This window comes from Paraburkholderia lycopersici (genome assembly GCF_900096975.1).
Taxonomy (GTDB): Bacteria; Pseudomonadota; Gammaproteobacteria; order Burkholderiales; family Burkholderiaceae; genus Paraburkholderia; species Paraburkholderia lycopersici.
This window is the reverse complement of sequence record NZ_FMYQ01000001.1, coordinates 1-26,502: the sequence shown is the minus strand read 5'-3', so window position 1 is coordinate 26,502 and position 26,502 is coordinate 1. Positions and strand designations below refer to the sequence as shown.

At 63.7% G+C, this 26,502-nt stretch carries 13 protein-coding genes and 1 pseudogene; 6 read left to right on the top strand and 8 right to left on the bottom strand.

What is annotated here, in order from left to right; all coding sequences use genetic code 11:
- Window position 1 precedes the first annotated feature (1 nt).
- Window positions 2-9,964: a hybrid non-ribosomal peptide synthetase/type I polyketide synthase gene (locus BLU17_RS00070; protein ID WP_091992865.1), complete on the bottom strand. Its 9,963-nt coding sequence runs from the start codon at window positions 9,962-9,964 to the stop codon at window positions 2-4.
- 411 nt (window positions 9,965-10,375) lie between these two features.
- Window positions 10,376-11,185 (bottom strand): 4'-phosphopantetheinyl transferase family protein, encoded by an 810-nt coding sequence (locus BLU17_RS00065; RefSeq protein ID WP_245746669.1) that lies wholly within the window; start codon window positions 11,183-11,185, stop codon window positions 10,376-10,378.
- A gap of 625 nt (window positions 11,186-11,810) precedes the next feature.
- On the opposite strand from BLU17_RS00065, the gene BLU17_RS00060 reads away from it, so the two are divergent.
- Together BLU17_RS00060 and BLU17_RS00055 are read left to right on the top strand one after the other, a co-directional pair.
- The gene (locus tag BLU17_RS00060) at window positions 11,811-12,749 is read left to right on the top strand and encodes a glycosyltransferase family 2 protein (RefSeq protein WP_091992861.1); all 939 of its coding nucleotides are present in this window, start codon (window positions 11,811-11,813) and stop codon (window positions 12,747-12,749) included.
- 336 nt (window positions 12,750-13,085) lie between these two features.
- On the top strand, window positions 13,086-14,957 hold the full coding sequence (locus tag BLU17_RS00055; RefSeq protein ID WP_176928869.1) for an HAD-IIIC family phosphatase: 1,872 nt from the start codon (window positions 13,086-13,088) through the stop codon (window positions 14,955-14,957).
- A gap of 65 nt (window positions 14,958-15,022) precedes the next feature.
- On the opposite strand, the gene BLU17_RS00050 is transcribed toward BLU17_RS00055, so the two are convergent.
- The 5 genes from BLU17_RS00050 to BLU17_RS00030 form a co-directional block, all read right to left on the bottom strand.
- The gene (locus BLU17_RS00050; RefSeq protein WP_091992856.1) at window positions 15,023-16,195 is read right to left on the bottom strand and encodes a hypothetical protein; all 1,173 of its coding nucleotides are present in this window, start codon (window positions 16,193-16,195) and stop codon (window positions 15,023-15,025) included.
- A gap of 100 nt (window positions 16,196-16,295) precedes the next feature.
- Window positions 16,296-17,726 (bottom strand): UbiA family prenyltransferase, encoded by a 1,431-nt coding sequence (locus BLU17_RS00045; RefSeq protein WP_425434047.1) that lies wholly within the window; start codon window positions 17,724-17,726, stop codon window positions 16,296-16,298.
- Between the two features lie 150 nt (window positions 17,727-17,876).
- Window positions 17,877-18,302, bottom strand: a complete 426-nt coding sequence (locus tag BLU17_RS00040; RefSeq protein WP_176928867.1) for a GtrA family protein — start codon at window positions 18,300-18,302, stop codon at window positions 17,877-17,879.
- Window positions 18,299-19,042 (bottom strand): SDR family oxidoreductase, encoded by a 744-nt coding sequence (locus tag BLU17_RS00035; protein ID WP_091992850.1) that lies wholly within the window; start codon window positions 19,040-19,042, stop codon window positions 18,299-18,301. The genes BLU17_RS00040 and BLU17_RS00035 overlap by 4 nt, the downstream gene beginning before the upstream one ends.
- The gene (locus BLU17_RS00030) at window positions 19,042-20,361 is read right to left on the bottom strand and encodes an FAD-binding oxidoreductase (RefSeq protein WP_091992848.1); all 1,320 of its coding nucleotides are present in this window, start codon (window positions 20,359-20,361) and stop codon (window positions 19,042-19,044) included. The genes BLU17_RS00035 and BLU17_RS00030 overlap by 1 nt, the downstream gene beginning before the upstream one ends.
- Window positions 20,362-21,089: 728 nt before the next feature.
- On the opposite strand from BLU17_RS00030, the gene BLU17_RS00025 reads away from it, so the two are divergent.
- From BLU17_RS00025 to BLU17_RS00010, 4 genes are all read left to right on the top strand, one after another.
- On the top strand, window positions 21,090-22,883 hold the full coding sequence (locus tag BLU17_RS00025; protein WP_176928863.1) for a CHASE2 domain-containing protein: 1,794 nt from the start codon (window positions 21,090-21,092) through the stop codon (window positions 22,881-22,883).
- Complete coding sequence (locus BLU17_RS00020; RefSeq protein ID WP_091992843.1) at window positions 22,880-23,275, top strand: hypothetical protein; 396 nt, start codon at window positions 22,880-22,882, stop codon at window positions 23,273-23,275. Before BLU17_RS00025 ends, BLU17_RS00020 begins: the two co-directional genes overlap by 4 nt.
- Complete coding sequence (locus BLU17_RS00015) at window positions 23,272-24,936, top strand: M48 family metallopeptidase (RefSeq protein ID WP_091992841.1); 1,665 nt, start codon at window positions 23,272-23,274, stop codon at window positions 24,934-24,936. Before BLU17_RS00020 ends, BLU17_RS00015 begins: the two co-directional genes overlap by 4 nt.
- A 778-nt stretch (window positions 24,937-25,714) precedes the next feature.
- Entirely contained in the window at window positions 25,715-26,194 is a 480-nt protein-coding gene (locus BLU17_RS00010; protein WP_143189145.1) for a hypothetical protein, read from the top strand.
- 102 nt (window positions 26,195-26,296) lie between these two features.
- Here the strand turns inward: BLU17_RS00010 and sdhB are convergent.
- A pseudogene (sdhB, locus tag BLU17_RS00005) lies at window positions 26,297-26,502 on the bottom strand (succinate dehydrogenase iron-sulfur subunit); the annotation flags it as partial.

Genomic DNA, 26,502 nt, shown 5'->3' with positions numbered 1-26,502 from the left:
CTCACACTCCCTCCGCAACGCGGCGCTTGAAGTTGAGAATCGACGGCCTCGCGACCGCTGGAGCCTGCATCGTCCGGGCGTCGTCGAGGCTCGCGGCCAGCTCGGCAATCGTGACGTTCTTCATGAGCTGACGCGCATCCACGCCCAGCCCGCGCTCGTTCATCCGCGCGACGATGCGAAAGAGCTGGAGGCTGTCCGCGCCGAGGCTGAAGAACTGCTGATCGACGCCAACCTGCTGGAGACCGAGCACGTCCGCCCAGATCGCGGCGATCGTGGCCTGGGTCGCCGTCATCGCCGCAGGCTCGCTCGTCACGGGGTCGCTCGCCGCAGCAGGCGCGGCCGCCGCCGGTTCGTTCGCGGCGGGCTCGGCCGCAGCGGGCTCCGCGGGCATGGGGGCCTGCGCGACCACCTTGAGCGCGGCATGCGGCTGGCGCACGGGCACGGCCACCATTTCCGGCGTGGGCATGGGCAGCGCCTTGCGATCGAGCTTGCCGTTGCTGGTCTGCGGCAGCGCGTCGAGCGTCATCCACAGGGTCGGCACCATGTAGGCCGGCAGCAGCCCGGCAACATGCGCCGAGATCGCGGCGTGGTCGGGCTTGTCGAAGGCGGCGCCGACGACGTAGCCCACGAGGCGGGGATTGCCGCTCACGGTTTGCAGCGCGACGGCGGCCGCGGCGACGCCGGGCGCCTTGCGCAGGGCGGTTTCGATTTCCTCGATCTCGATGCGGAAACCGCGCAGCTTGATCTGCTGGTCGCGCCGGCCGAGATGCTGGAGCGAGCCATCGGCAAGCCGCTTTGCGAGGTCGCCGGTGCGGTAGAGCCGGCAAGGCGCCGCGCCCTCGATGGCGATCGTCCTGAAGGCGGCGTCGGTGAGATCGGGGCGGTTGAAATAGCCCTTCGCGAGGCCTTCGCCGCCAATCCACAGTTCGCCGGCGACGCCTTCCGGCGCCAGATGCAGATCGTCGGTCAGCACGTGCAGCTGCGTGTTGGCGAGGGGCGCGCCGATGACCACGGGCCCGTTGGCCGCGACACGCGAGGCGGAAGACCAGATCGTCGTCTCGGTCGGGCCGTAGAGGTTCCAGACTTCCGCGCCGGTCGCGAGCAGGTCGTCGGCGAGATCGCGCGGCAGCGGCTCGCCGCCGCAAAGGATCTTGAAGCCCTTCGGCGCCTTGAAGCCCGCCTCCAGCAGCATGCGCCAGAGCGACGGCGTCGCCTGCAGCACGGTGGTCGCTTCCTCCTTCAGCCGGGTCACCAGTTCGAAGCCGGTGCGCACCTCCGCATGGCCGGCGACGAAGGTCTGCCCGCCGGCGATCAGCGGCAGGAACAGCTCGAGGCCCGAGATATCGAAGGAGAACGTCGTCACCGCGACGATGCGGTCCCGGACCGTGAAGCCCGGCGCGTGCGCCATCGACAGCAGGAAATTGCCCAGCGCGCGATGGCCGATCTCCACGCCCTTGGGCTGGCCCGTCGAGCCCGAGGTGAAGATCACGTAGGCCGAGTCCGCATCCGGTACGGCCGGCAACGTCACGCCCTCGTCGTCGTCTTCCGCGAGGAGCGACTCGATTTCGAGCACGCGATGCGCGCCCGGTTCCAGCACCGTGCGGCTGCCCTCGTCGCTCAGGATGGCGGCAATGCCGGCGCTGTCCAGGATCTGGCGCAGGCGCGCCGGCGGCATCGTCATGTCGAGCGGCACGTAGGCGCAACCGGCCCGCCACACGCCGATCATGGCGGCCACGGTCAGCGCGGTGCGCTCCATCGCGATGGCGACGCGTCCGTGCGGCTCGATGCCCGCGGCCACGAGCCTGCGCGCGATCTGGCTCGCGAGCGCGTCGAGTTCGCCATAGGTCAGGCTCGTCGACGCGTCCGACACGGCCGTCGTATCGGGGGCCTGCCAGGCCTGCGCGGCGATCATCGCGGGGGCAGTGAGCGAGAGGTCGTAGCCGCGCTGCGAGGCGTTCAGTTCGTCGCGCAGGTGGCGGATCGCCTCCGCGTTCAACAGCGGCAGCGCCGCGACCGGCGTTTCGGCGTCGCGCGCGATCGCCGCGAGCAACGTCTCGTAGTAGCCGAGCCAGCGCTGGATCGTCGTTTCGTCGTAGACGTCGGTGTTGAAGTCGCAATCGAGACGCAGGCCCTGCGCCGATTCGATCACGTTCAGGAACAGATCGAAGTTGCTGTAGGCCTTCGCGTTCGGCGTGAAGCGCGTGGTCACGCCGGCCATGTCGAGTTCGCCGTCGACCTTTTCCAGATTGAACTGCAGATCGGTGAGCGGAAGCCGGTTGAAATCGCGCTTGATGCCGAGATCGCGCACCAGCGCGCCGTAGGTGTAGTTCTGCCGGTCGCCCGCGTCGTAGAGGTGATCGCGCACCGCTTTCATGTGCGTGGCGAAAGGCTTCTCGCGGTCGAACTTCACGCGCAGGGGCAGGAAGTTGACGCAGTGCCCGACCAGCAGCGCTTCGCCGGCCTGGGACTGGCCCGCCATCGGCGCGGCGATGACGACATCGTCATTGCCGGTGAGGCGGCCGAACAACACCTGGGCGGCGCCGAACAGGGTGGCGAACAGCGAGCAGCCCTGCTTCGACGAGGCGCTCTTGACCTGCTTGAGCAGATCGATGTCCACATGGCGGGTGGTCGACGCGCCGTTGAAGCTCTTGATCCCGGGGCGCGGGCGGTCGCCTGGCAAATCGGGCTGCGGCGCGGGCTCGCGATGGAGGTTCATCCAGAACTCGCGCGTTTCCTTGTCGACGCCGGCTTCGTCCTGCGCCCTGGCGAAGGCGAGGAAGCTCTGCACTTCGTCGAGTTCGGGCTGCTTGCCCGACACCTGCGCCGCATAGAGCGCAGCCAGATCGCGCAGGATGATGTTGATCGACCAGCCGTCGCAGACGATGTGATGGGCCGTGAACACGAAGGCCCGTCGCTGGGCGTCGAGGCGCACCAGCGCGGCGCGCGCAAGCGGCGCGCGCGTGAGATCGAAGGCCTCGCGCGCTTCGCCGTCGACGATGGCCTTGAGTTCGCCGTCCGGATCCGCGTGGCCGGAGAGGTCGATCGACACGAGCGGCACGCTCGTCGCCGCGTCCGCGTACATCGTGTCGCCGACGCGCGAGAAGTGAACGCGCAACGCGTCGTGGCGGGCCACGGTCGCCGCGAAGGCGCGCTCGAACGCGGCCTCGTTCAGGTTGCCCATGAGGTCGAGCGTGAAGGACTCGTTGAACGCGAGCGATGCTTCGTCGCCTTGCTGAGCCGACATCCAGATCTCTTTCTGCGGTTCGGTGAGCGGCGACTGCGTGAGTTGCTCCGGTTCGGCCTGCGGTTCGGCCTGCGGCGCTGCAGCGGCGGCGCCCGGCGAGCCGCCGAGAATGCCGACGCTCTGCAGCGCGGCGACGCTTTCGACGAACGCGTCGCCGATCCGGCGGATGTCCTCGTCCGAATGGCTCGTCGTCAGGAAGCAGGGGAAGCCTTCCATGATATGGATGCCGAGATAGCGCATGTAGGCATAGAAGAGGCTGCCGAGCCGGTCTTCGCCCGCAAAGCTGATGTAGAACCAGCTCGAGAAGGATTCCGCCCGCGTGGCGATGCCGACTTTCTCCAGGTGAGCGTTGATGCGCTGCACGAGGCCTTCCATGCGCGCGCCGAGCGATTCCTGCAGCGCCGGGCCGGCTTCCTTCAGGTGCAGGAGCACGGCCTTCATCGCGGCCAGCACCACGGGATGGCGCACGAACGTACCTGCGAAGAAGGTCGGCGGGACTTCGGGAACCGAGGCGTCGCCGAATTGCCACTGGCCGCCGTCGAGCGCATCCATGTACTGGGCGCTGCCCGCGAGCACGCCGACGGGCAGGCCGCCGCCGACCACCTTGCCGTAGGTCGCCATGTCGCCCTTGATGCCCCAATAGCCTTGCATGCCGGCCGGATGGACGCGAAAGCCCGTGACGACCTCGTCGACGATCAGGGCGGAGTCGTTGGCCGCGGTCACGTCGCGCAATTGCTGCACGAATTCCTTCGGCCGCAGATTGGGGTGGCGCGACTGCACGGGCTCGATCAGCACGGCGGCGATGTCGTCGATGTTGGCCTTGATCCACTCGAGGCTCTCGGACCTTGCGTAGGGCAGCACGACCATGTTGCCCACCGAGCTTTGCGGAATGCCGGGGGCGAGCGGGAAAGCGCGCGGCACGCCCGCCTCGCTGCCCGGCTTGACGAGGACCTCGTCGAACTGGCCGTGATAGTCGCCGTCGAAGCAGACGACCTTTTCCTTGCCCGTCACCGTGCGCGCGAGGCGCATGGCCGCCATCACGGCTTCCGAACCCGTGTTGCAGAAGGTGACGCGCTGATGCCCGGTCATCTCGGCGAACATCTGGGCGACCTCGCCCGCAAGCGGGGACTGCGGTCCGATGGCGAAGCCTTCCTCCAGTTGCGCGTTGACCGCCGCGACCACGAAATCCGGCGTATGGCCGAACGCGGTCTGACCGTAGCCGTTGACCAGATCGATGTATTCGTTGCCGTCCACGTCCCAGATCTTCGAGCCCTTTGAGCGCTGGGCGACGATGGGATAGACGAGCTCCTTCCATTCCTCGCGGAAGCCGCTGGCGGTGCGCGGATCGGCGAGCACGGGCCGATACGACTGCGTGCGCGCCTTGGAGGCGGCCGTTTTGGCCGAGTAGCGCGCCGCCAGATCGGCGATGAACGCCGTCTGGGCATCGGTCATCTGCGCCGAGGTCGCGGCGCCGGGCTTGTAGGCGGTGAAGCGCGTCGGCCGGTTGTCCTCGAACTTGATCTCGGGGCCGGCGGCGGCGCGCGCCGGGGCCTGAGCTGCCGCCTGAATTGCTGCGACAGGAGCCGGAGCGGGCGCCGCAACGGCCTGGACCGCCGCGGCCGGCTGCTGGACCGTCGCCGGCGCGCCTTGAAGCACTTCGAGCTGACGCGTCATCAGCGATTGCATGGCGGCGATCTGGTCGCGGATCACCGACTGGATGTCGCCCGTGACGGGAACCGCAGCCACGCCGGATGCAACCGGCGCCGCAACGGTTGCCGCCGTGGCCGCGACCGGCGCCGCAGGTGCGACAGGTGCGACAGGCGCGACAGGTGCGGCAACGGCGGCCGGCTGTTCCGGATCGGGCGGCAGCGCGCCATCGAGGAACCCGGCCAGCGCGGGCAGCGTCGGATAGTCGCTCATGATCTGCCGGAAGCTGATCGTGACGTCGTAGCGGCGGCGAAGCTGCCGGGAGACTTGTCCCATGAACAGCGAGTCATATCCGAGATCCCAGAAGGTCACGTCCGGGTTGGACGTATCCGGCGCCTCGCCGGACATCTCGGCAAGCAGTGACGCCAGTTCGGCAATGAGACGCGGTTTGCGGTCGATTTGGACGGTTTGGGCCATGGCGGTCTGAGGAATGTCGGTTATGGCTTCGGACGGGGCCGGCGCGGCAATCGCCGCTGCGACGGTCGTCGGCTGGCGTGAAGAGGCGGGTGCCGGGGCGTCGATCCAGTGCCGTTCCGGCTCGAAGGGATAGGTCGGCAACGATATGCGGCGGGCGGCTTCGGGCTGGACGGCTTTCCACGTCGGCGTGACGCCGTTCAGCCACAGCCGCCCGGTCGCCTCGGCGAGGATGGCGAGCTCGCGCTCGCGCATCGCGAAGTCGGGCATCGAGGCGATCGCGGCCTGGTAACGGTCTTTCGGCAGCCCCTGGGTGGCGAAGGTCGAGAGCGTCCGGCCGGGGCCGATTTCGAGCAGAAGCGGCTTGCCTTCCGCCGTCGCCGTCGCCAGCGCGTCGCTGAAGCGCACCACGTTGCGGCAATGGCTCGCCCAGTAGTGTCCCGTCACGGGCTGATCCATTGCCGCCCATTGCCCGGTCACCGAGGACACGTAAGGAATCGCCGGCCGCGCAAAGGAAAGGCTGTCGGCGACCTTGGCGAGATCCTCGACGACGCCCGCCATCATGCGCGAGTGGAAGGCATGCGACGTGTGCAGACGCCGGTGCTCGACATCGCGCGTCTTCAGCATGGCCTCGAACGCTTCGATGGCCGGGAACGGGCCGGCCACGACGCTGAGCGACGGCGCGTTGATGGCGGCGAGATCCACGCCGTCGGGCAGCATCGGCGCGAGCTCGGCTTCGGACAGGCGCACGACCAGCATCGCGCCCGGTTCGGCCGACTGCATGAGCGCGCCGCGCCGGGCGATCAGGGACAGCGCGTCTTCGAAGGAGACCGCCTCGGCCACGCAGGCCGCGACCAGTTCGCCGATGCTGTGGCCGATCATGGCCGCCGGCTTGATGCCGCGCGAGATCCACAACTGCGCCAGCGCATATTCGACGAGGAACAGGGCGGGCTGCGCGTAGATCGTCGAGCGGATCGGGTGCGGGGCGTCGTCGTCTTGCGCGACCTCGCCGAACATCAGCGTGCGGATGTCGAGTCCGACGTGCGGAGCCAGTGCCTCGGCGCCCTTGTCGATCCACTGGCGATACACGGGCTCGGTGCGATAGAGCGCTTCGCCCATGCCCGGATACTGGGCGCCCTGGCCCGGAAACATGAAGACGACCGCGGGCGCGGCCAGCGGCGCCTGGGCTTCGATTGCGCCCTTCTGGAGCCTGGCCTGGGCCTGCTCGCGGCTGTCGGCGACGACGACGGCACGGTGCGCGAATTCGCGCCGGCCCGTTTGCAGCGTCGCGGCCACGTCGGCGAGCGAGACGTCCGGATGGGCGGCGAGATGCCCGGCGAGATTGGCCTTCGCGCGTTCGAGCGCGGCCGCGCTCCTTGCCGAGAGCGGCAATATCTGCAGCCCCTGTGCCGGTGCGCTCGCGCTGTCGCGTGCGGGCGCCTCCTCCAGCACCATGTGGACGTTCGTCCCGCCCACGCCGAGCGAACTCACGCCGGCGCGGCGCGGCGCCGGGCCCCCGGCCCACGCACGCGCGGCGGCGTTGAAGAAGAAGGGGCTGCCGGCCGGCTCGATGCCGGGGTTGGGCGAACGGAAATGCGTGAGCGGCGGCAACGTGCGGTTGTGCAGCGCGAGGGCCGCCGCGATGAGCCCTGTCACACCCGCGGCCGCGTCGAGGTGTCCGACATTGGCCTTCGCCGAGCCGAGCGCGCAGAACTGGCCGCTTTCCACACCGCCGAGGCGAAACGCCTGCACGAGGCCCGCGAATTCGATGGGGTCGCCGAGCGGCGTCGCCGTACCGTGCGTCTCGATATAGCCGATGGTGGCGGGATCGATGCCGGCTTCGGCGTGCGCGCCGGCAATGGCGCGGGCCTGGGCGTCGACGCTCGGCGCGGTGAAACCGACCTTGTCGGAGCCGTCGTTGTTGATGCCGACGCCGCGAATCACGGCATAGACCGGGTCCTCGTCGGCGATCGCGTCTTCGAGGCGCTTGAGCAGCACGACGCCTGCGCCGCTGCCGAACACCGTGCCTTTCGCGTCGGCATCGAACGGGCGGCACACGCCGTCGGGCGCGCCCATCCCGCCTTCCTCGTAAAAATAGCCGCGCTTCTGCGGGAAGGTGACCGACACGCCGCCGGCCAGCGCCATGTCGCAGCGTCCCGACCGAAGGTTCTCCACCGCGAGGGCCGTCGCGGTCAGCGAGGTGGAGCAGGCCGTCTGCACCGAAACGGCGGGCCCGGTGAGGCCGAGCTTGTAGGCCGTGCGCGTGGCGACGAAATCGCCGGCCCCGACCAGTTTCTGATACTCGCCGATCTGGAACTGGCTCGTGAATTCGTCGATGACGCCGCGATCGGAAAGGATGTGCTTGAGGAAGTACGTGTTCATCGAGGTGCCCGCGAACACCCCGACGGGACCGCCGATCGTCGCCGGGTCGTATCCGGCATCTTCGAACGCCTCCCACGCGATCTCGAGGAAGAGGCGCTGCTGCGGGTCGGTCAGCGCCGCCTCGCGCGCGAGCATGCCGAAAAAGCCCGCATCGAAGCGGTCGACGTCGGCGACGATCGGCCGGGCCTTGACATAGCGCGCTTCGCGGCGAGCGTCCTCGTCGAAGCTGTCTTCCAGCTCCGCGATGTCGAAATGCGTGACGCAGTCGCGGCCCGCGAGAATGTTGGCCCAGAACTCCCGGACGTTGCGCGCGCCGGGAAACCGTCCGGCCATGCCGACGACCGCTATCGCCGCGCCTTGCGCGCCGCGGCGGCGCCGGACCGCGTCGTCCTTCGTCGCCCCGAGCGTCGCGCGCAAATGCGCGGCCAGCGCTTCGACATTGGGGTGGCGGAACAGATCCACGAGCGCCACTCTCGCGGACACGTCGCGCGCGATGATGGCGTGCGCGCGCATCAGATCGAGCGAGCGCAATCCGAGGTCGAAGAAGTTCGAGCGGCGATCGACGGGATTGCCGAGAAGCCCCTCGAACACGGCCGCGAGCTTTTCGGCGAAGTCGTCGTCAACGGGTTGGGGCGTGACGGATGATTCGGACTGCGTACCGGACATGTCGAGTCCCGCAAGCAGGGCTTTGCGGTCGATCTTGCCGTTGGGCGTCAGCGGGAAGTCGGGCAGGACGCGCAGGTCAGACGGCAGCATGTAATCGGGCAAGGCAGCCTTCAGATAAGCGCGGATGCCGTCCAGGAACACGGCGGCATTCGGGGCGTCGGCCTTCACGAAGCCGGCAATGGCCTTGCCCCTGCGGCCTTCGAATGCGGCGACGGCCGCATCGGCGACGCCGGGCGCCACGCGCAGCGCATGTTCGATTTCGTCGAGCTCGATGCGCTTGCCGGCGATCTTGATCTGCCGGTCGTTGCGGCCCAGGAATTCGATGGCCCCGTCCGCGCGCCGGCGCACGAGGTCGCCGGTGCGATAGAGCCTGGCGCCGGGCGCGAAGACGTCGTCGACGAACTTCTCGGCCGTCAGTTCGGGACGGTTGAGGTAGCCGAGCGCAACGCCGTCGCCGCCCGCAACGAGTTCGCCGACTTCTCCCTCGCCGACGGGCGCGAGCTTGTCGTCGACGATGTACACGCGCGTGCCCGCGATGGCGTCGCCGATGGGAATGGCCTCGCCGTTCGCGAGCGCTTCGCCGCCGCGCGCAATGCGGTAGCAGCAGGTGAAGGTCGTGTTCTCGGTCGGCCCATAGCCGTTGATGATCTGCAGCCCGGGGTGTGCCTCCATGACCTTGCGCACGTGCACGGGCGACAGCACGTCCCCGCCGGTCAGCACTTCCTTCAGCGGAAGAAAGGCTTCCAGACGATAGTCGGCGAGCGCGTTGAAGAGGCCAGCCGTGAACCAGGCGCTCGTGACGCCAAGTCGCGCTATCCCGGAGGCTATCGTGTCGAGAGAAGGCTGGACCTCGTTGATGATGGCGGCGCAGCCGCCGTTCAGCAGCGGACCCCAGATTTCCAGCGTGCTCGCATCGAAGGCGAGCGGCGCGAGATTGAGGAAGCGCGTCTGCGGCGACAGGTCGGTGAAGCTTTGGCCCTGCACGAGGCGAACGATCGCGCGGTGCGGCACGATCACGCCCTTGGGCTTGCCGGTCGAGCCGGAGGTATACATGACGTAGGCCGGGTCGTTGCCGCCGCAAGCAACGAGCTCGGCGGGATTCGCGGCCTCCGACGAGGCCATGATCCCGGCGAGATCGACCAGTGCGCCGTTGAAGTCGCCAACGCTCGCGAGCGCGGCGCCTTCGGCGATGATGAGCCTGGGCGCGCAATCGGCGACGATGAATTCGAGCTGCGAGCGCGGATAGGCGGGATCGAGCGGCACATAGACGGCGCCCAGACGCAGGATCGCCAGCATCAGGGCCAGCGTGTCGCGGCCGCGCGGAACCATGATCGCGCAACGCTCGCCGCGCGCCAGTCCCATGTCGCTCAGGACGGCCGCAAGACGGGCGGAACGTTCGCCGAGGGTGGCGTAACGCTCTTCACCCGTGGCGTCAATCACAGCAAGATGATTGCCGAATTCGGCACATACGGCATCGAAGCGCGCTGCCACGCCAGGCACATGGTCGGTCCCGCCCGGCAAAACGCCTGAAAATCCATCTCTGTGAGACATTTGCCACTCCCCCAATGACTTTGATGAAGGCCTTGTACTGAGCCTCGCTGTGCGATGCGCGCAGTTGGCGCGCATCACGGCGGACGGTCACGGGAGGCGCAAGCAGCATGAGGCGATGCGCGCCCGACCCGTGCCTCGAGCGCGCAATTTGCTGTAAGAGGAACTTAATCTTCCGCGGGGCGCGTATCCGTTCGCCGTCGCACACATACGGTGTGCTGCAACAACACATCGCGCGCGGGTGCTCGGGCCCCCGGCGGATGAAGGGGACGCAGGCGCGTGCATTGCGGTACGGGCGCGCGAAAAGTCGCCTTGCGCGCTTTCGCGAAGCGCTCGTGTTCTTGGGGGGGATTTCCGGGTGGGGCGTCCGGGCCGATCGCGTTGCGACGCCGATGCGGACTGGCCAATCGTCGGTCAGTTCATCTCGACGATGGACCAGTCCGCGCGCCTTGCCGCTACCGCGCCCGCGCAGGCCTCGCCCGATGACAGCGCGCGTACGCGCCATTGCGCCGCTTCCCGCGTTTCGCCGCCGACGAAAAGCGGTGTTGTGTCGCCGTGGATCGACAGGTCGAACTCGAAATAAGTCGGTGGCCGGATAAAGCCGGTGCCGAGCGCCTTCAAACAGGCCTCTTTGCGCGCCCAGGTTTCGAAGAAGACAGGTTGCCGTTCCGCATCCGGCAATGCGCCGAATTGCGCCCGCTCCCGCGTGGAAAATACTTCGAGCGGCAGATTCTCCTCGATCGGCCGCACACGTTCTACGTCGATGCCGACTTCGAAACCGTTCGAGATCGCCAGCGCCGCCTTGTTTTCGCTGTGGCTGAGGTTGAAGCAGATCGTCCAGCCGGAAGGCTGGCTCAAACAGAATGGCTTGCCTTCCTGGCCATAGCCAAGCGCGACCGCTTGCGGGGATAAGGCGAGATAGCGGCTGAGCAGTTCCCTGAGTTCGCCTCGTCCCGCCACGAAGCGGCGCCGATGCCGTTCGAAACGGAATTTGCCCGCGCGTTCGCGCTCCTGCGCCGACAGCATCTCCCAGTACCGGTCGAAATCGCCAGCGCGGATATCGAGATCCCATTGCCAGACATGCACGTCTTGCGCGGAGGGCGGTGCAAGGAGGGGAGTGGACATGGGAAGCCTGGTTAGACTCGCAGTGGGACGTATTGATTCTACAGGGGGCAATCCCGGAGGAGCGGCGTATAGTCTTCCGCGATTTTCGTGGAAAGACATAGGCGCGCTTCCGGGCAAAAGCGGCCGGCATGCCAGAGGCTGGATCGATACAACCCGCATGGAATTGTTGGGCAACCCACGGAACGGTGCGGTGAACCCGGCCTACGATCGGTCACAGCGTGTCGCGCCTGCGTATGCGACGGCGGCGCGCGGCGTGCGTGCCCGGCACGACCGCAAGCATCTTGCGAGTCGTTCCTCGATGAGCGGAGGCGGCAATTGTTGAAGCAAGGCGTTGACGCAAAAGCACGCAGGGCTCTCCGAACGTAGCCAGCTAGCTGATTCCTCGCGATGCGAAGCGGCATTGGACGAATTCGCCGGCCCGTCGGTCGGCCCGGCTTTCAAAAGGCCATCGACTGTATCGATATTGAACTGCATCAGCTCCATCGTGCTCGACGAAAACTGCGCCGCCCTAACGCGGCAATGGAAAGCTTTTGTCGGAATGATTATTTTGAAATTGTAATATTAATTTTGTATTTCGTAAGCGATGAAAATAGATTTCGTAAGCGCTTCGATGTAGTTGGCAAGAAATCGGAAGGTTGCGTGTAATTCAAGCCCTGCCAGATCAATCTGGGTGGTTTTGCTCCATGTGCGAGGAAGCTGGCGAAATTCAGATTCGAGGTGTGGGATGGGGCGTGATTTTGACAATGACTATCATGTTAGTGTGATCATTCCACACTACAACAGCCTCGATTTACTCTGGGTGGCGATTGAGTCAATAGCCAGCCAAACCGTTGTGCCGTCGGAAATCATTGTCATAGATGACGCATCGGGATCGCACTTCGAATTGCCCGGTCGTTGTGGAGATGACATTGCATTACGCTTGATCCGCGAAACCGAGAATCGTGGAGCGGCGTGGTGTCGAAACAGGGGCATCGAAGAAGCCACCGGCGACCTGATCGCCTTTCTGGATGCCGATGACCGCTGGCTCCCCACCAAGCTCGAACGATGCATCGCCGCGTTCGGTCCCAAGCCTGCCGGGAACGAAGCGAAGGTCTTGTTCAGCAACGTCATGCTAACCGACGGAAGCCGGCGCATTTTGGGAAACCGCTTTCCCTACGATGGTCAATCGATGCTTGATTTCATTCTATTGGAGGGGGGCTATATCCAGACCTCGTCTATTATGATGTGGCGCCATCAGTATCCGTTGATCAGCTTCGACGGGTCTTTGCGTCGTCATCAGGACTGGGATTTCGCCATCAAGGCCGAAATGGCTGGCTGCACGTTCGTATATCTTCACGATGCTCTGGTGGAGTACTCCTTGAGTGCGGGCGCCACCAGAATATCGGGTTCGCCTAATTGCGAGCCAAGTCTCGTATTTTTTGAAAAATATAATAAATTGATGTCGAAAGGACACGTCTCATCGTTTATATTTAACGTCCTGATTTACAAGAATCTGGATATTTCCCTGAGACTCGGTATCGTCGAGAGAATAATATTTAGAGAGGTCGATATACCGAACAAGGGTTGGGTCTCGTTGTTTGCGAGGCTGGTCATCGGAAGAGGCGGCGTGAACCTGATGAAGCAGTTGAGACGGAAAATTCAGATTCGGGATTACTCGACCTGATTATCGGGGATCGTGCCGCGGATCTCCCGCCGCCGTTCCGCTGCGCCAGCCAGCGACGCTGGCGAGCGCGACACCTGTTTCGTTTCCTCCAATTCGACTCTTTGCCGCCAGAGTCTCTCGCCTGGCGCGGCATGGGCGGGCTCCTATCCAGCACTGATCAAGCTGTGTATGTCGGCGCACAGAGGGGGCAGTGACGCTCTGCTTTAATCGCAGGGCACATACCGGCCGTCAGGATAAAGCGAGCACGCTTCGCGAAACTCCGGCGCGCCGGACCGAATGCCGGCATGCGATTTGTATTTCCCTGCGGCGTCGAACGTTTTGATTCTGGGGTCACAGATGCGCCAATTTGTTCGCGATTTGTTTTACTCTTCTGTCGCTGATAAGCAGGTGAATTTGCCCCTGCCACCGACGTCGCTCGCAATCGGTTCGCGCAAGCTCAATATCCTGCTGCTTGGAACGTGTGCAGTCGATATGCTCGTCAAGCGAAGCGTGAATTCCGGGCACAATATTCGCCATATCCTGATGGGCTCAAAACGCCACACGCCCATTCCGGATGCAGCCCCGACAGATGACGTGGCCGTCGTGGGCCTCACCCTCCGGCATATTCTGAGCGAAGCGACGCAAACGCCCGAGCCGGTGGTCGACATGGCCTTCTCCAGGCTCCGCTCAGACGATGAGGCGCGAGCGCTCCTGGAAAGCGTCGGCGAATGCCTTCGGGAAAAGGTGGCGCAGATCGCCGCGAAGATAACGGCCGTTCCGCTTGTCTTCATGTCGTTCTTCGAGCCGAGCTTTAATTACGAAGGGGATCTCATCGACCCGTTCGGGCTGGGGTCGCCCGGAAATCTCGTTCGCGAGATCAACCGGCTTTTGTCCGACACGGTCCGCAAGACGAGCAACGGTTACTTTCTCGACGCCAACGAAATACTGAACTTCGTCGGTCGCCGGCATTTGCAGGACGATGTCCTGGCAAGCAGCTCGCACGCCTCGTTTATCAACGATTGGGATTTCAAGCTTGACTCGAACCGATTGAACGCGCCGAGAGCGCTCGGGAATGTCTTCACGTATGAGGTGGCGTCCCGCGAATATACGCTTGCACTTTTGTCGCGGATTGAAACGATAGTCAAGATCGTGGAGCAGCGAAACCCGGTGAAGCTGATTATCGTCGATCTCGACGACACCATGTGGCGCGGTATTGCGGCGGAAGGAGAGGGTCTGAGCATCGATGAGCGCATCGAAGGCTGGCCTGTCGGCCTCGCTGAAGCGCTGATGTTCTTCAAGAAGCGCGGCGGACTGTTGGCTATCTGCAGCAAGAATGAAGAAGCGCCTACCGTCGAAAGATTCAATGCTATCTGGCGCGGCGCCATCACCCTCGATGACTTTGCCTGCGTCCGCATAAACTGGAAGCCCAAGTCGCAGAACATCCTTGAGATCCTCAAGACGGTCAATTTGCTCCCGGGCAACTGTGTGTTCATAGACGACAACGATCGCGAGTTATCCGAGGTAAAGGCAGCGATTCCCGATATTCGCTGTCTGGGCGGCAATCATTACGACTGGCGGCGAATCATCCTGCGATCGGCCGAAACACAGGTCCCCGTCGTCACCGAAGAGTCCTCGCGACGCACGGAACTCGTGCGCGCAATTTCGCAGCGCGAAGCCAGTACCGATGGCGCGAGCGGTGTTTCGCGAGAGGCATGGCTCGCTTCGTTGCAGCTTCGTCAATCCTTCTTCCTGCTCAAATCCCCGGGCTCCAGACATTTTGACCGTGCCTTCGAGCTCGTCAACAAGACGAATCAGTTCAACACGACCGGGAAAAGGTGGGAACGATCGGAGTTCGAGAAATTTATAAGCAACGGCGGGTACTGTGTGGTTTCCTCTCTGCGGGACAGATTGATCGACAATGGAATCATTTCTGTTTGCCTGATCCGATGCGAGCACATCGTACAGGTCGTTCTGTCATGCCGCGTGTTTGGACTTGGCGCCGAACTGGGCGTGGGAGCAATCGCGACCCGGCTGGCGCTCAAGTCGCGTCCTGAGATCCGGGCCGATCTCGTCGATACTGGAAGAAACGCGACCTGCCACGATTATTTCGAGCGGATCGGGTTCTCCCAAACGGAAACGGGCTGGTTCTCGAGCGCCGCGAATGAGCTGCCGTCTTACATCGATATCGAGAACCTGGGTGCTTCGGATTTCCCCCCCGTGCGGATTTAGTGCTGCATCCCTTTGCGCGTCAGAGCACAGCACGGGGTCGATCAAAGGCAATCCAGATCGACGTATTACTTCCGCGACGGGACGCCAGCCGACGCCGTTGTCCAGGGGGCGTGCCTAGGCCATTGACAGGCGATTGCCGTAGCCAGCAAAACATACGTCGACAGGAAATAATAGGTTAAGGAATGCACTCGAATGCCAAACAGTGCATCGAGACATAGAGGCAGGATAGTCAGGAACGGGAAAAATATCAGAAATGATCCCGTCCAGCGTTCTCCTCGCGACGAGATGATCATCGACAAATAAAGACAAACTGAAAATACACTGAAATCGTACGACATCAATCTCGGGTTCAGCAGAATGAGAATCGCAAGGAAATAAAACAGCTCGCCGGTGGAACCGATCGCAAGCGAGATCCGGCCATGTCTGCGCCGAAGCAGCACGGATATCAGCACGATGACGAGCATCAGGAGCGCGTGAAGCAGGATTCCGATCTTTCCCATCCCGAACTTGCCTAATACGCCAAAAAGGGAAAGCCCTGCATCCCCTTGCCCGACGATCTGACTGTAAATGGCTCCTTGAAATCCCGCCCACAGTTGCGGATAAAGAACGGGCTGGGCTAGGTAGATGCCGGCAACCGACAGCATCACCGCAGCGAACGTGAAAAGCATCCGTTTGGGCAGGAAGAGATAGAGCAGCGCGTAAGCAAGGAAATAGGGCTTTATGGCCGAAAAAAATATGACCGCGAACGCGTGCGCAGTTGAGATATAGATAGCGTTCTTTCTGTACAGGAAATATGAAAGCGATACGAGGAGCAGGTGTGCGAAGACACTTATGTTCCCTGTCACGATCGAGGCAAAACCGGAGCCTCCGACCAGGAAGCCGAGAACGATGCAGGGCACCAGGCGGCGATACGGGACCAGCGATCGAAGATCAATGCAGACACAACCAATTCCTGCCGCCGAGGCGGCAATCAGGACGGCAAATGCCGCTCTGAAATGAACAATGGAAAATATCTTCAGGAAAAATGGCGGGTAGACGAAAGGAAAGTCACCCGCTGCACATGCATAAGGATCGAGGCCGCTAAAAAAGCAGTTCAATCCTTTCTCGTAGACTCGATAGTCCCAGAAATAGCCGGACGTTCCGTTGAATGCAAAAACCAACAGGAAGCAGGTGGCTGCGGATAAACTCCACAGGGACCATGCCTCGCCATCCTTACCCATCGCCGCATCTAGCTTCAAGCGAGCCTCCGTCCCGATTCATGATCGCCACGTACCATTGCAACGTAAAGAGCATCGGCGCGAGCCGTGGTCCCGCGCCGCCGCACTATCTCAGTGCCTATCAGATCGCAAGCAGCATGCTGAGGCCGCATAGCCCGAGCACAGCGAGACTCGCGCGATCCTTGAATGCGAACACGATCGGGTCGTCGTGCATCGTGCCGCGAAACGCGCACATCCAGATCCGGCTGACCCAGTAGAGCGTGAGCGCGAAGGTGGCCCACAGCGCCTGCGGATGCAGGTACAACGTCTTCATTTCGGGCGTGTTCAGATACAACGCGAGCACGAGCACGGCGAGATAGGCGGAAGCTGTGCCGAACGAACGCAGGATCGAAATGTCCTGCGTGATGTAGCCGCGGCCGGCGGCTTCCGTCTTGCCTTCGCGAAGAATCATGTCGAGCTCGACGTAGCGCTTCACCATCGCGAGCGAGAGAAAAATCGGCACGGAGAACAGAATCAGCCAGTACGACAGCGGGATGTCGGTCGCCGCGCCGCCGGCGATCACGCGCACCGTGTACAGGCACGCAAGCGTGAATACATCGACAAGGGTCATGCGCTTGAGCGCGAATGAGTAGGCGACGGTGGTCGCGAAATAGGCAGTCAGCACGACGCCGAATTTCCAGGGCAGGAGCGCCGCGAGGCCGCCGCCGCCGGCGAGCAGCGCAATGGTGAGCACGATGCCGAATTTCAGCGACAGGCCACCCGAGGCGAATGGCCGGCTGCGTTTGCGTGCGTGGCGCCGGTCGGCGTCGAGGTCGAGCATGTCGTTGAGCAGATACACCGACGAAGCGGCCAGGCTGAACGACAGAAATGCGATGCAGGCCGCGGCGACCGCCGAAAGGTCCGTGAAGCGATGCGCGGTGAGAAGCGGCACGAAGATCAGCACGTTCTTCACCCATTGGTGCACGCGCATTTCCTTGAGCACGAGCGGAACCAGCCGGCGCTTGTGCTCGAAAAAAATGGTGGCGGCGTTTGCCTTGCGCGCCGCGGCGGCAATGTGCCTGTCGCCTACCACGATCGCCTGGCGCGCCTCGCGCCACACCGGCAAGTCCGCTCGCGCGTCGCCGCAATAGTCGAAGCCGTGGGCGCCGAATTGCTCGACGAGCGCGCGCGCCTTGTTCTTTCCGAGCAGGTTGTTGCCGACCGTGCTCGCGACCACGCCGGTAAAGAGCCCAAAGTGCGCGGCAATCTGCGAGGCGAGACGCTGGTTCGTGGCCGTGCAGAGGTACAGTTCGCGCCCGCTCGAACGCTCGTCGCGCAGCCATGCGAGCAGTTCGGTGTTGTAGGGAAGGACGCCGACGTCGATGTTCACGCGCTGCGCAATCTGCTCCTTCAGGTAGGCGCGACCGCGCAGCGCCCAGACGAAGCAGAGGAAGAACGACAATGGGTTCTGCTTGACGAGCACGAAGAAGGCTTCGAACAGCAGGTCCGTGCGCGTGAGCGTTCCGTCCAGGTCCACGCAGAGCGGAACAGATTGAATTGCGGCAGTGGCCATGTTCATTCTCCGTGCCGGGACCGGAACAGGTGGGGCGCTTGCTGGCGCGCTGCATGGAGCGCGACGCGGGCGGCACGTGCACGGTCCGCGCTCCGGGAGGCCATCGTAACCACGGCGGCATGCGCGCTCTGTGCTGCAACGCACGCGCGCTCAGGCAAACACGAAGCGTTTGTCGAGGTGGTATTTCGTGACATAGCCGATCACCAGACCCAGTGCGCCACCCGCGAGGCGCGCGGTTTCGTCGTGAAAGAGCGCATCCGCGCCGAATTCCACGACCCAGAAGACGAGCGTCGTGCCGAGCCCCATGGCGACGTATAGCGCGAACGTGCGCACACCGTGTGCGACGCTGCGGTGCTCGTAGCGAAAGATCCAGGCCTTGTCGAGCAGGTATTTGACGACGAGTCCGACCCCCGTGCCCACGCAAACCGAAATGGGCACCGCATATGCGCCCTGGTACAGATGGAACGCCAGACTCTGGCTGCCGAGATTCGCGCCGATCGAGATGGCGGCGAACACCGCGTACCAGAAGACCAGTCGGGAGCGGCTCAGCACGACGCCCGCGGCCGGGCTGCTCATAGCGAAGTCCTCTTGAACACGAAGCCGGGCAGCGAGCGGATGACGAGCATGATCCCGGCCCAGAACCACGGCGTATAGATCGAATCCTTGCCGCGCTCCACCGCTCGCACGATGTCCGCCGCGACGCGTTCGGGCGAGGCGACGAGCGGGCCGGGCAGCGCAAGTCCGGCTGTCATCGGCGTGCTCACGAAACCCGGCTTGATCGTCAGAACTTTCACGTTCGATTTGAAGAGCCGCGCGCGCAGCCCTTCGCAGAAGGTCGTCACCGCCGCCTTGGCGGCGCCGTAGACGTAATTCGAAGGACGTCCGCGGTCACCCGCCACCGACGAGATAACAGCGATCGAACCGCGTTTCTGCGTCTCGAACAGGCCGGCGAGCAGCGTGAGCAGTGCGATCGTCGAGAGTGCGTTGACCGTGAATTCGCGCACTGCCGCCTGCGGATCGCGTTCGCACTCCGACTGGTCGGAAAGCGTGCCGTGCGCGAGCAGAACGATGTCGATGCGGCCCAGCTCGGCGACGGCCGCGTCGAGCAGGGCCCGGTGCTGTTCGAAATCGTTCACGTCGAGGACGAAGGTGCCGACACGGCCCGCGCCGCGCACTCGCAGGTCCTGGGCGACCGCGTCGAGCCGCATTGGGTGCCGGCCGGCCAGCATGAAGTTCGCGCCGCGCGCGACCCACTCGCGCGCGCAGGCCGCTGCGATGGCGGAGGAGCCGCCGACGATCAGAATGTTCTTGTCCATCACCGCGTTGTCCGTTGCCAGAAGCGCGACATCAAGGCCGGGTCGCGCAGTTGTTCGAGCGCCTGCCACGCTGGATAGGCGGCGCGAAAATCGGCGCCGCTCATGTGTGCGTCCTTGGCCGGATACTGGCGGCCGCCCGCTTCGCGCACGATCGCGTCGAGCCGCGCGAAGAGCGTGGCGCTGCGGGTGTCGTGTTGCGGGAAGTCGAGTGCGAGCGAGATCCCCTGCATCGGGAACGAAAGCAGTCCCGGGGAGGCGAGCGGGCCGCAGCGTTTGAGCACCGCGAGGAACGAGCCCGCATGGGTCGCGGCGATCGCGTCGAGGAAGGCGTGCAACGCGTCGCGGGCCGTAGCGTCGGGGACGACGAATTGATACTGCTGGAAGCCGCGCCGCCCATACAGGCGATTCCAGTTCTCGATGCTGTCGAGCGGATAGAAGTAGCTCGCGCAGTTGACCACGGCGGGACCCGCCTTTGCCGCCGCCCGGCGGTAGTAGAACTCGTTGAAGAGCTTCAACGTGTAGCGGTTCACGGGCGACCAGGGCGGGGCGAACGGCACGCGCCGCCGGCGCCGGCGCGGCATGTCGAAGCACCGGTCGGCGGCATGGTCCGCGCTGACATAGATGCCTCGGCCGAGCGAGGCGCCGCGCCCGAGGCAGTCGATCCACGCCACGCCGTATTCGTGCCGCGCGTCGTACTCGCGGGACAGCGAGAGGAATTCGTCGAGATTGCCGAACGCGATCGTCTGTGTGACGAGACGGCTCGACGCGACCGGCATCAGTTGCAGTTCGACCCATTCGACGATGCCCGTGAGCCCGAGGCCGCCGATCGTCGCGCGGTAGAGGTCCGCGTTCTCTTCGGGCGCGCATTCGAGCGGTTCGCGGTCGGAGCGCAGCAGCGAAAAGCGCCGCACGTGTCGGCCGAAGGTACCGCGCACGTGGTGGTTCTTGCCGTGCACGTCGTTGGCCACCGCGCCGCCGAGCGTGACGAATTGCGTACCGGGCGTGACCGGCAGCATCCAGCCGCGCGGCACCACGAGCGCGAGCACCGCGCCGAGCGTGACGCCCGCCTCGGCGCGCAGGACGCCTGTTTTCCAGTCGGCGGCGATGAAGCGGTCGAGTCCGCGCAGCATGAGAACGTGATCGGTGGCGGCAAGGCAACTGTCGCCATAGCTGCGCCCGTTGCCGAACGGCAATGTCGTGCCGAAGCGCTCGCCCGCCTCGCGGAGCGCGGGCTGTACGCGCTCGCGCCAGACGGGCTCGCGGCCGGTTTGTGGCGCGTACGGATAGTGGCCCCAGGAACTGAGCTTCGAGATGCTCATGATGTGCGATCGCCGGACAGTGTGGTTGACGATTGGCGCATGTTAGGCAGCCCGCCCCCGGACCACCGTTCGCCGGAGCACACAGTCCGCCTTCGGGCGCGGAGCGTGCCTACCGGCCGACGGCATTCCGGCTCACATGCGCTTTAGTCGAACGAGGTACGCACCGAAGGAAGCGCGCAGCGGCGCGCTGTATTTCTAACGCATCCGCAGGCGCTGCTGCGCGCCATGGCGGAACAAGCCTGCTATTTGTCGGATCTGGAAGTTTGCGATCGTGCGCGCGTAGTCCCGTGGGGATGCGCGGCTCTCGTATACCCTGGCAATCCGTGGGACCTGAAGCCGTCACGCCAACGATCGCGGGCCGCTCGTTGTTCCTGCAATGGGACTTCCGTTTGGAATGCGAGAGGCCGTCCGCGAGTCGCCGACCGCGCAACACAACGTCCGCAATGCACTTCGCGTGCGAAGTATTCGTCAGTTTTCCGATCGGTCGTTGTGCTTACAAACATTCGAACCCGGTTTGTTGATTACGCATTCGTACGAGGAATCTTCTCCGCATTCGATGACTGTTTGCACTACATATGACTTCATGTTGCCGGGGAACGCCGTATCGAAACATCCTGAAGAGCGCAGTCTTCCGCCGAGAAATCCCGCTGGTGTTTACCCCACGAAAATAGTCACTTGCTGCGATTTCGATTTCACTAAACTCAATACGTGAATCCAGTCCGATTGTCGTGGCGTCGTTCAAAGCCGGGGAGCATGCGGTGGCTCGGACCGTCTATAACGCGGAGAAACAACTCAGCACCTGGCTGCGACGCCCCAAGCCGCGCATCGCGGCGAGCATCGCGACGTCGTTTATATTCGGCATCGTGCTTGCGTTCCTTCTACCGCAACGTTTCACCGAGGACATCGTCGTCGACAAGTTCGCCCGACTCGCCGCGCCGGTGATAAGCGCGTTCTATCAGCCCGCCAGCCGGAATGAAATCACAGTCGTACTGATCGATCAAAACAGCGTGGGGAGCCGAAGATGGCCCCTTGGCTACGAGTACTACAGCGACTTGCTCCGAAAGATTTCGTTACGCTCGCCGAAGGCGATCTTTCTTGACATCGTGCTGGTTCACGGGGCTGACTCAGGACTCGATAGACTGAAGAAGACTATCGCCGCTCTGAGTAAAGAAACGACTGATCGCCGTCCCGTCAAAATCTTTCTTGCGGCCCTCAGAAGTGACGAGGGCTTGAGTATCAGCCCTGATTTCGACTCGCTGCCGGAAGAACAGGCAACGAAGGTCGCCGTCGAGTACGAGCCTGCCGGCGTCGATCACCTTGCCTGGACCTACCCGCTCCACTACAGGGTGGTTGGGCCGGCAGCGGGGCAGGCGCGCGGCGCCCCCGACCGCCGCACAAAAGCCATTGCGGCAGATGTGCCCAGCGCCGCCTTTGCGATCTACCGGGCGCTTTATGGCAAACCCCGGAACGGAGCGGGGGACGGGACGGCGGTGCCGTGGTCCATTGCGCTCACGTGGGGCTTGACGCCCTCCAGATCGGGGCCCAGGGGCTGGATCTACAACCCGACCCAGGAAGAGGAAAATGAGCTCGAGGAGCGTCACGGCATCGGCAAAACGATCCTGCGCAGGTTTGCATATTGGTTCGGGCTCACCGAAACACGAGAGCCCGGTGAAGGTGGCGGCGATACCGGCACGTACTGTTCCTCGATGGGCGAGACCCGCACGGCGTTGCTGGTGTGGCGTGCCGAGGTCCGCGCGCTCTTTCCCTCCGCCGGAATGCCGTTGTGCGCTTACCATCGCACGGTGATCGCCGGAGAGATGGACGACATGGAAGGCGCCGAACGGCGTGAGGCCTTCACGGACAAGATCGTGATGATCGGAACCGCGCTCGACGACGGCGGCGATTTCATCGTTTCACCGCTTCACGAGCGGCTTCCGGGCGTATATCTGCACGCCATGGCGCTCGACAATCTGATGACGTGGAATGGCAGCTACGTCGAAAACCGCGAACCCGCGCTCGGCTGGTCGCACGACAAATTGCTACTCGAGTGGGTGGCGATATTCGGCATGGTAGGAGTCTCCCTGCTGCATCTCCTGAAAAAGTTCTGGAAGCCCGGCTTCAGGCGAATGATCGAAGGACATGTGCACGATTGCGTGACGAGCCGCCGGCCGTTGCGCGTGAGACCCGCACCCGCTTCGGCCGTCAGGAAAACCGCGCTTCGCCGCGCGCGCCGGCACGCCGTGGCCCAGGAGCGGCTGGATGGAGTGCGGACGGTATTGCGCCGTCGTGGCGGCGGTCCGCCGTCGATATGGAGGCGCATGGCCTTCGCCGCTTCATGGAAGTTGCTCACGGGCTGCGTGGCGATTTGCCTCACGCTCGCGCTGCTGCTGCTCGGACAGAAGATCTTTCACGAGTCGTATCTCGCAGTCACGCATGTCGTTGCGTGTGCGATCACCGCTGAATGGTTTGAGTGGGGCGAAAAGTTCGTCGATTTTTTTACCGGCCATGAGGAGTCTGAATGATGAGAATCCAGTCTGTCGGAATCCGGCCTGGCTTGCGCGTAGCCGTGCTCGCATGCGGCGCGGCCGCCGCGCTGATGGGCGGCAACCTCCATGCCGCGTCCGAGGACGCCGGCCAGGAAGGTCAATCCCTGATGCTCGAATCGGATACGCCCGTGGCGCTGTATCAGACTGCCAACTCCCCGGCGGTGGTCATGACCGCGCCCGGAGACGCCTTCCCGCTGCGGGCGCAGAAGGCTGATAAACGCTACAGAGTGCATTACAACGGCGGCGTCTACTATGTGAATCCGCTCGATGTCAGCGTGCGGCAATCGGCGAAAGTCGTTTGCGCCAAGGCCCCTACCAAAACCCTGGCCAGCCGGTTCGGAGCGGGGTCGGACGAGTGCAACAAATGAACGGATACGGCCGCCGCTCTTTCTGTTCGGCTTGCGCGGGCCTGCTGCTGGGTGCGTGCGCCGACGTCAAGCTGCCCACCTCGTTCTCCGACCTCGGCGGCGGACAGACGAAGGGCCCAACGCTTGACAAGGTCGGCGAGCTTCCGCCGCCGCCTTCACGAAACTGGCCCGATGCGAAGGCGGACCTGGACACCGCGCGCGCCGACGGCTGGGGACTCGTATCGTCGCCGGACATGGAAAGCTATCTCAACGGCTTGCTCGCGACCATCAAGAAGACGGCGGGAACGCCCGGCTATCCAGGCTCGGTTCATTTGATCGGCGATCCGAGCCTCAACGCGAATTCCAGCGCAGGGGGCAACATTTTCGTGTCAATGGGCTGGATCCAGATGGCGGAGTCCGAGGACGAGATGTTCGCCATCCTGTCTCACGAGTTCGGCCACATCTATCTGAATCATCATGCGCTCTACGACGTGAAAACCGCTGGGGAAACCACGGCCACCGTGGTATCGGTCGCATGGTCGCTTGCGAACAAGACGCCGAATGCGCACGCGTGGAGCGGCATCGACAACATCGCCGTGATCGAAACGCTCGGCACGCGGGTCATGTTCCCGGCGTGGAAGCGCAGTATCGAAGAGCAGGCCGACCGCTTCGGCGCCACCATCAGCCTGCGCTGCGGCTATTCCTATGTGGACGGCTTCAAGACGTTCCTCGAACGCATCGCCAGTTACGATGAGCAAGCCAGGGCGAACCGGGCGAAGCTGCGCGACGAGCAGGCCAAGGTGGCCCGCGACAAGGCTACCCGCGACGCAGACGCCAGATCGCGCGCGCAGACCGTTCCGGGGCTCAATGCCGGCGCCGCGCAACTCGTCAGTGTCGGCGGCCTGAGCCAGGCGGTGGCGAGCTACGCATCGTCGAACGCGGACCTGACGGGACAGGTGTTCGATATCCAGTACGCACTGGAGAACGAGATCGCGGACCAGATGGAGAAGCTGCACGACGACCACGGCGACCCCAAAGCGCGTGAAGCGAGTCTGCGCGAACTCGTTCGGCCGATCGTCGGCAACAACATGCCTGACGCGCGCGTCGCGCCGTGGAATGCGGTGCGAAAGCGCAGTGTCGTGACGCAACAGATAACGCATTACTCGGCCATCGGCGACCTGCAAGGCGCGCAGGCGGGCGGGCAGTACGCGCAGGCGCTGCAACTGGCGCAGATGATCGCCTCCGGCGCGACGGCCGACGACGCGCTGCCGGTATTCCTGCTCGCCAACTCGATGTCGCTGGCGGGTTCGCGCCAGAGCGACGCGCAATTGCAGGTTCTGATGCGCAATCTGAACGCCCGCGAACGCTCGTGGCAAATCCAGACGACCGTTGCCAGCCGGATGGCCGCACGCGACCCGAACAAGAGCGAGTCATTTCTTCTCGGGCAGTTCGACTATTTCGGCAAGGCTTCGGTTGCGTGGCCCGGGTTGATCTCTTATTACCGTGAGCGGGGCAACCTTGCGCACGCGAAGGAACTCGCGCAGACATGTTCGACGCAGTACCTCGACATGGCGTCCGCATGCACGGCCGCCGCGACGCCGCCGCGCCAGAAAGAGGAGGAGCACGGCATCGGGCGTGCGAAGGAATTGCTCGAAAGGGTCCTGCCGAAGAACCTCTTTTAGTCGTCGAATGCACAGGGGACCGGAATCTGTCCGCAACGGCAGACAGTTCCGTATGCATCGGGCACGGATCGCGCCGTTGCGAATCATGCTGTCAATCGCCACATGACACTGCTTTCATGGGGCCGTTCATCGCTGCATGACCCGGTTTATCAGACGTGGTTATCGCTCTGTGCCCCGCAAACCTGGTCGTCGGCAGTCGCGCCGCGCCGACCGTAACCGGTGGCGTGACTTGCAGGGGGCGCGTCGGTGGTCGCGAACGGCAGCCATATGGTCGAAATGAAAAAGCCCCGGCGGGTTAGGCCGGGGCTTAGTGGCCGCCGCGCTTGCTCCTGGTAAGCCGCGGGCTCTGCGGGTTGGTTAGTCGAATCGGGCACTCACGCAGTAATCCCGGCGCGTTTGGGTCCATTAAAAATGGCGGGTTCCATTCGGTGCGCCAAACCACGGACATTATGGCCTGGACGAGCGTTGCAATCGTTCCGCTACGAGGAAGGGTGTCTTGGCAAATCGAAGGGTAACCTTGAAGCCTTCGCCTCCTTGACCTCGCCTCGATTTAAAACACGGCATAAACGGTGCGATCTTCTGCGGCGCGCCGCGTGCCGGCTTGCATCTATAACACGGCGTGTAATCGGGCAAGTTTTGCAGATCGATCATTGAGCGTTTTGAAACGCACCTTTCGCGCATCGATGGCGTTGTCTTACGTTGGCTTCTCTACAATACCGCTTAATTCGCGGAGCGTCCGGCGTTCCGGCTGTTCAGTTCGAGATCGGGGAGCTAGTGCATGGGCCACTCCAAAGCCAGAAAAGCAGGTCGCAAAGGAGCGAGCCGCAGCAAACTGCTACCGCTGCCCGCCTCCATGGTCCAGGCGATTTCACTTCAAAACCATCTTGCGCTCGAAGCGCTGCGCAGCCGGCTTGGCGAGAGTCTTCATGTCACGTTTCTTCTTCGCGCGGTCTATCTGACCTATCTCCTGTGCGACGTGAGCGAGTCGCGCTGGGAAATTCCTGTCCTCCATGAAGCGGAAGCCGCGCTTTGCCGATGCAATCAGCGGGAATTGGCCGATTCCGAAATCGACGCGCTGAAGATCGTGCTGACGCTGCATGACGGGCAGCTTCAATCCGTTTCCGTGCATCTCTATGAAACGGCATGCGCGCATCTTCTAAACTATCTGGTGAAGGGCGGGGAGCCGATCATTCCCGCTTCGACAGGCGATGTTCTTGTTAAGGAAGCCGAATTTTCGGAAACCGAATTTTCCGGTTGAATCTTAAAAAGGCTGCTTCGCCCTTGCCTTGTTAACTTGCCGTTGTGCAGTAAAAACGCCCCGACTGGATGAACCAGCCGGGGCGTTTTGACTTATTGCTCGTCAGACCGAGCGACGAACCATCAGTTCCTTGATCTTGCCGATCGCCTTGGTCGGGTTCAGGCCCTTCGGGCAAACGTCGACGCAGTTCATGATCGTGTGGCAACGGAACAAGCGGTACGGGTCCTCGAGGTTGTCGAGGCGCTCGCCGGTTGCTTCGTCGCGGCTGTCCGCGATGAAGCGGTAAGCCTGCAGCAGACCTGCCGGGC